The 5,383-nt window shown below is 37.2% G+C and carries 5 protein-coding genes; 1 reads left to right on the forward strand and 4 read right to left on the reverse strand.

Going from position 1 to position 5,383, the window contains the following annotated elements; genetic code table 11:
• Window positions 1-131: 131 nt before the first annotated feature.
• From OQ5_RS0102805 to OQ5_RS21870, 4 genes are read right to left on the reverse strand one after another with little or no spacing between them, the layout of a single operon-like run.
• Window positions 132-1,046 (reverse strand): glycosyltransferase family 2 protein, encoded by a 915-nt coding sequence (locus OQ5_RS0102805; RefSeq protein ID WP_016776036.1) that lies wholly within the window; start codon window positions 1,044-1,046, stop codon window positions 132-134.
• A complete protein-coding gene (locus OQ5_RS0102810) occupies window positions 1,036-1,965 on the reverse strand; it encodes a glycosyltransferase family 2 protein (RefSeq protein WP_016776037.1) in 930 nt (309 codons plus the stop codon). The genes OQ5_RS0102805 and OQ5_RS0102810 overlap by 11 nt, the downstream gene beginning before the upstream one ends.
• Complete coding sequence (locus OQ5_RS21865; protein ID WP_016776038.1) at window positions 1,962-2,885, reverse strand: glycosyltransferase family 2 protein; 924 nt, start codon at window positions 2,883-2,885, stop codon at window positions 1,962-1,964. The genes OQ5_RS0102810 and OQ5_RS21865 overlap by 4 nt, the downstream gene beginning before the upstream one ends.
• Before the next feature lie 36 nt (window positions 2,886-2,921).
• Window positions 2,922-3,956 carry a glycosyltransferase family 2 protein gene (locus tag OQ5_RS21870; protein ID WP_016776039.1) on the reverse strand — a complete coding sequence of 345 codons (1,035 nt, stop codon included), beginning with the start codon at window positions 3,954-3,956 and terminating at the stop codon, window positions 2,922-2,924.
• Between the two features lie 500 nt (window positions 3,957-4,456).
• Here OQ5_RS21870 and OQ5_RS0102825 point away from each other — a divergent pair, with 500 nt between their 5' ends.
• On the forward strand, window positions 4,457-5,155 hold the full coding sequence (locus OQ5_RS0102825) for a DNA-binding domain-containing protein (RefSeq protein WP_016776040.1): 699 nt from the start codon (window positions 4,457-4,459) through the stop codon (window positions 5,153-5,155).
• The last annotated feature ends 228 nt before the right edge of the window (window positions 5,156-5,383 follow it).

The raw sequence follows: 5,383 nt of genomic DNA on the forward strand, positions 1-5,383 counted from the left end.
AAAAAGGTACAATGAAAATGATTGATGAAATCATTGAGAGTATTGTGCCCAAAATTTTGATCAGTCGAATTTGAATTGAAATGTGGCCTGCTGACTTTTTCAGCAGGCCCTAAGTATAGTTTGTTAAATTATTATTGCCAAGAATTATTAAGAATTTTTGGATTAAACAATCCTTTTAATGCTTTTAGAAATGAGATATCACTAAATGAAAAACCAGAATATCGTTTTAGAAAGTAGGAAACAGCAAAAAGACAAGAAGTAAAAAACGCTTCAAAGTTCGATCGATGTTTTTTCAGAAATAAGATTTGGTTGGCTCTGATTAAAGCTTCACGCCATGTGAATTCTTTCGTTTTGAATTTATTATGATGTACATGAATAATTGAGCCTCCTGACCAGAAATACCTCTTGAAGCCTGCTTTCTCTAAACGATAACAGAAGTCATGCTCTTCCCCATACATAAAAAAGTCTTCGTCGAATCCATTTATCGAAAAATAGGCATCTGCCTTGATAATAAAACAAACCCCGTTGATTACTTCAACAGACAATAATTGCGGTTCTTCTTCAATAAAGGATTGCTGATGACGTTGGAGTTTAAATAAAAAGATACTGGACAATGAAATGAAAGGCATTATGGTATTCTGAATATTACTATTGTCGCTATATACAGCAGGTCCTATTAGGGCGGCATCGGGTGTTTGCGAAAATGATTGAATAATATCTGAAATATATCTTGGGTTAACAATTTCAGTATCAGTATTAATAATATGAAAGAAATCAGGAGAAAGATGCAAGGTTTGTTTTATTCCATAATTTATTCCGCCACCATAACCATTATTTTTAGGGTTTTGAACAACAGTTGTGTTTTCAAAATTCGAAATTTTTTCCTTTAAAAGCGAATAATTGTTTTCGGCAGAATGGTTGTCAACAACAACAATTTGATGATTGGGGTATGTAATTGTTTGTAAACCTTTGACGAGTTGAAAACATTCTTCTGGAGCTTGGTAATGTACAATAATTGTAAATACCCGCGGTTGTTTATTGCTCATAAAAAGCTGTGAAATTTTTGTTTTTTGCAAATAGAATGAACTTTTTCCAGCGTATAGGTAAGGAGTGTGGCATAAAAAGAGCTAATATACTCCTTAGGAATAAGGACAGACCAAACACGAGCCGATAAAGGAATGCCTTGAATTGCTGATGGTGTTTTTTGAAAAAATAATTCATTCCATAATAATTATCCAAATCAAGATATAATCGTAGTTCCTTGTTTTCAGTGCCTCCTTTACTTTGGAGGTGTAAAACCTTGCTTTCTGGTAATTGCACGATTTGATAGCCTTCAGAGATAATCGTTTTGCAAAGATCGACATCTGAGCCGTAAATGAAGAATGTTTCATCGAGCAACCATTTATTACGAAAAAGCAAAGCAGCACCGGCAGGTTGTTCAACTATCTGCAGGGAGGAAAAATCTAAATCCTGATATGTATATTTTCGATAACAGGGGAAAAAGTTCCAAAGAGAACGTGGCACAAACGACTCTACCCATAAACCGCAAATGGTTGGAAAACGCCTTGTGTAATTCTGAAATGTACCATCGGGATAATAGAGTGAGGGGGCTACGGCTCCTACATTTTGGTTGTTTTCAATATAATTGAGAAGTGTTGGAATGGTTAGAGGTTGCAGACTTGCATCGGGATTGAGTAACATGATGTATTTTCCCTGAGCAGCTTTAATTCCCTGGTTACAGGCCTGGGTAAAACCTTTGTTGGTATTGTTTGAAATAAACACCAGGTGTTTTTCAGAATATTGAGCTACAATTTCTTTTGTGCAATCTGTTGATGCATTATCTACTATTATGGTTTCTGTATTTACATTTTCAATGCAGGAAAGAATGGCTTCTTCAATGACATTAGCACAATTGTAAGTTACTATTATTATGGAAGTAGTAATATCAGTGGTTTTGTTGCTCACTGTTTCCAGATTTTTTCTATTTCACGGGTTGTTTTGTTCTCTCGGAAAAAGGGATATAAAAAGTACTTTATGCTTTGTTTTATCAATACAGGCAGGAATTTTTCCCCCTGTTGCCGGGATGATTTTATTAGGAAGTTTAAATATTCTTTTTTCTGACCTGCTTTAAGTTTATATATTGCAAGCGAATGTTTAAGTTTTATCATTACAGGATGACCGGAGTGATATTTATCCTGTACATTTAAAATAGTATTTTCCAATACCCGAACCATGGTATTGTTCATTTTTTGTTGGTTGGAAGTCATGCTCCCCTTGCGGATACGTACCTTTGACAAAACTCCGGGAGTAAACCCGAATTTTGAACCATTGAGAGCCATTCGCAACCATAGATCCCAATCTTCCAGTTCTTCTAAAGATTCATCAAACAGTCCAGCCTCCATTACCGTTTTTTTTCGTACCATTGCTGAGTTTACATGGATAAAGTTTCCGAATATTAAAGGATCAAGCACATTTCCTGTGTAAACAGGAAAATTTACAGGCCGCGTATCATTAAAATCATCCTCTATAAACCATTGCGAATTTGAATAAACAATGTCAATATTTGGGTTTTTTACTAAAAATTGACTCTGAATTCCCAGCTTTTCAGGAGTTATAAGGTCATCGGCATCTAAGAATACTAAATAGTGTCCTTGAGCATTTAGAATGCCTGTATTGCGCGCACCTGCAAGTCCTTTATTTTCCTGATAAATATATTGAATGCGGTGATCCTTAAGATAAGGCTTAGTCACTTCACGGGTATTATCTGTTGACCCATCGTCAATTATAAGAATTTCATAATCGGGATATATGGATGCAAGCACACTGTTTAGTGTGTCGATAATCATATGAGCACAATTGAATGTGGGAATGATAACTGAAATCATTTAAAAAAGTATTATATGGATTTATTAAAATATCAGTTAAAGTTTATTTGGTTTTAAAACCAGTATTTTCCATAACAAAGATACGCCGGCTCCTTTTACAAAGGTGAGGCGCGAACGGTTCAAAAAAAAGAAAAGGAGGATTTTTGCAATAGAAAGGTTGGTGATTGTTCGGCAACTGTTCATTTGTCGAAATAAATGGATTACCTGCTTTAATGATTGCAACCTGTGGTTAAAGAGCAGGGAATGGAATACATTAAGGACATATTTATCTAGAAAACCATCTAGGGTTCTATCTTTTTTATTTATTGCAGCACTAATATCCTTATAAAAAAGCGCTATTGCTTTTGTGCTTTTATTTAGGGATTCGGGAGTGATAACTATTTTGTGGTTACTTCCCTGGCGATAATAACAGTCAATTTTTGCTTTACTGAAAACCTCAAACTTTGGATTGTGTTTGAGCAATATTTTGGTGTGAAACTCTGGATCTTGTAATCGAGGGTATTTTTCTGAAAAAAGGATGTTGTTTTCAGTAAGAAATTCTCTTTTCCAAAATGGACAAGTAATAGCCCATGGAAGGTTGTATGAGAGAAAGAAATGTAAATACTCAGCTTTTGTCTCTGTATAAATATTGATACAGCCGGGACTGTCGCCTAAGTTTTTTTTGAAAAACCCCATTTTGAAAACTCCAAAATCCAATTCCGGTTGGATTGAAACTTTTTTAACTCTTTGTTCCAGACAAAATGGGGCTAACAAATCGTCGGCATCCAGAAACATTAGATATTTTCCTCTTGCCTGTTCAATGCCTATGTTGCGGCAAGTAGAAGCTCCTTTTGGAGGATTTTTCCTCTCAAAGATTTTTATGCGTGGGTCGGAAGACGAAAATTGCTTGATTATTTCTGAAGAATCGTCGTCGGAACCATCGTCGATGATTAGCCATTCCCAGTTTGGATGGGTCTGTTGCTGGATTGAATCGTGGGTTTCTGCAATGTAGCTTGAGGAATTGTAGTTTGGGGTGATGATGGAAACCAAAGGTTTGGAATTGTTGTGTGTACTATTTAGTGTTTCTGGCATTTTGTTTGGTTTGTAATAATTGTTTGTATCTTCCTCTTGTTCACATCCTTGTCCTATATAGGAAAGGCGCTGCTCCTGGTTGCTTTTAACTCGTACTATTTGTCTGACTTACCAGGCATGATGAAGGTGATACCGCCTGCTGACCGAATAACTTATCGACCTGCTCTGCCACCGCTTCGCGGTTTGGTGCGATCCTGTGCCATAATATTTTTCTAATTTCCTATTCGCCTGCATCCCCGGCACCAAAAATACTGAACGTGAGTTTTGTCATATAAAAATAATTTTATAAATTGCAATTGATTAAAATAAAAATACCCCTGACTCTGTGGATTTGACTCATTCTGTAGCCTGTTTGAATTAGGGGTTAGGGGATGGGTTTTTTTATTGGCTATTATTAGCAAAACAGGTAACCCGCCGGCTGGTCATCAACCAAAGGTTTTAGCCGACTATCGGAAGAGGAGGCCGGCGGGCCCTGCATGTTTTATTTAAATTTTATAACTATGCCATTAAGATTTGGTTTAGTAGAAAATCATCTGACTGATGATCCGGATGATTACAGTGCAATGGTGACAGATAACGATACTGTCACCGATGATCAGATCATCGACGACATGGTAGAGCGCGGGTCTACCGTAACCAAAGCTGATATTCTTTCAGTGCTGGAAGAATATGGTGCTTCCATTCAGAGGTATCTGCGTAACGGTTACCAGGTAAACACCGACCTTTTCAGACTCTATCCTTCAATTTCGGGTGTCTTTCACGGGAGAAACGATTCTTTTGACCGAAGCCGGCATCAGATTAAGCTTTCGCTTCACGCCGGAAGTCGACTCAAAGATGTTGTTCCCGATATTGATGTTCAGCGTGTTGAGATAAACGAGGTAACGCCCGTTATTCAACGTGTTGAAGACCTTAAAACGCATTCCGTGGATTCGGATATTTCTCCGGGTAACATTTTGTCTGTTAAGGGGGCTCACCTGAAATTTGATGAAAGCGATCCCGAACAGGGTGTGTTCTTTATTGATGAAAGCGGCCATGCTACCAGAGCCGAAAACATTGCTAAGAACAAACCATCGGAGCTGTTGGTTTTTGTTCCGGAAAGCCTTAGCGGTAGTTATCACATCGAGGTAAGGGCCCTCCTTTATCAGCGCAAAGCTATAAGGAGTTTCCGGTTTGACCCCGAGCTAAACACGGTTTCATGAAAAACCAAGCTTAAGCCCTCTGATTTGGAGGGTCTTTTTTTATTAAAAACTTTTTACTAGGCTGCATGTAATTGCTTTTACAGATGGCATGTAATTACTATTACATACCGTATGTAATTACTACCACATGGGTCATGTAATAGTGTTTACATACCGTATGTAATTACTATTACATGGTGTTTGTAATGGTAATTACATAAAGTTTCACTACTGTCCGACAAAAAAGCG

It is taken from the genome of Anaerophaga thermohalophila str. Valhall (assembly GCF_000250735.1).
Lineage (GTDB): Bacteria > Bacteroidota > Bacteroidia > Bacteroidales > Marinilabiliaceae > Anaerophaga > Anaerophaga thermohalophila_A.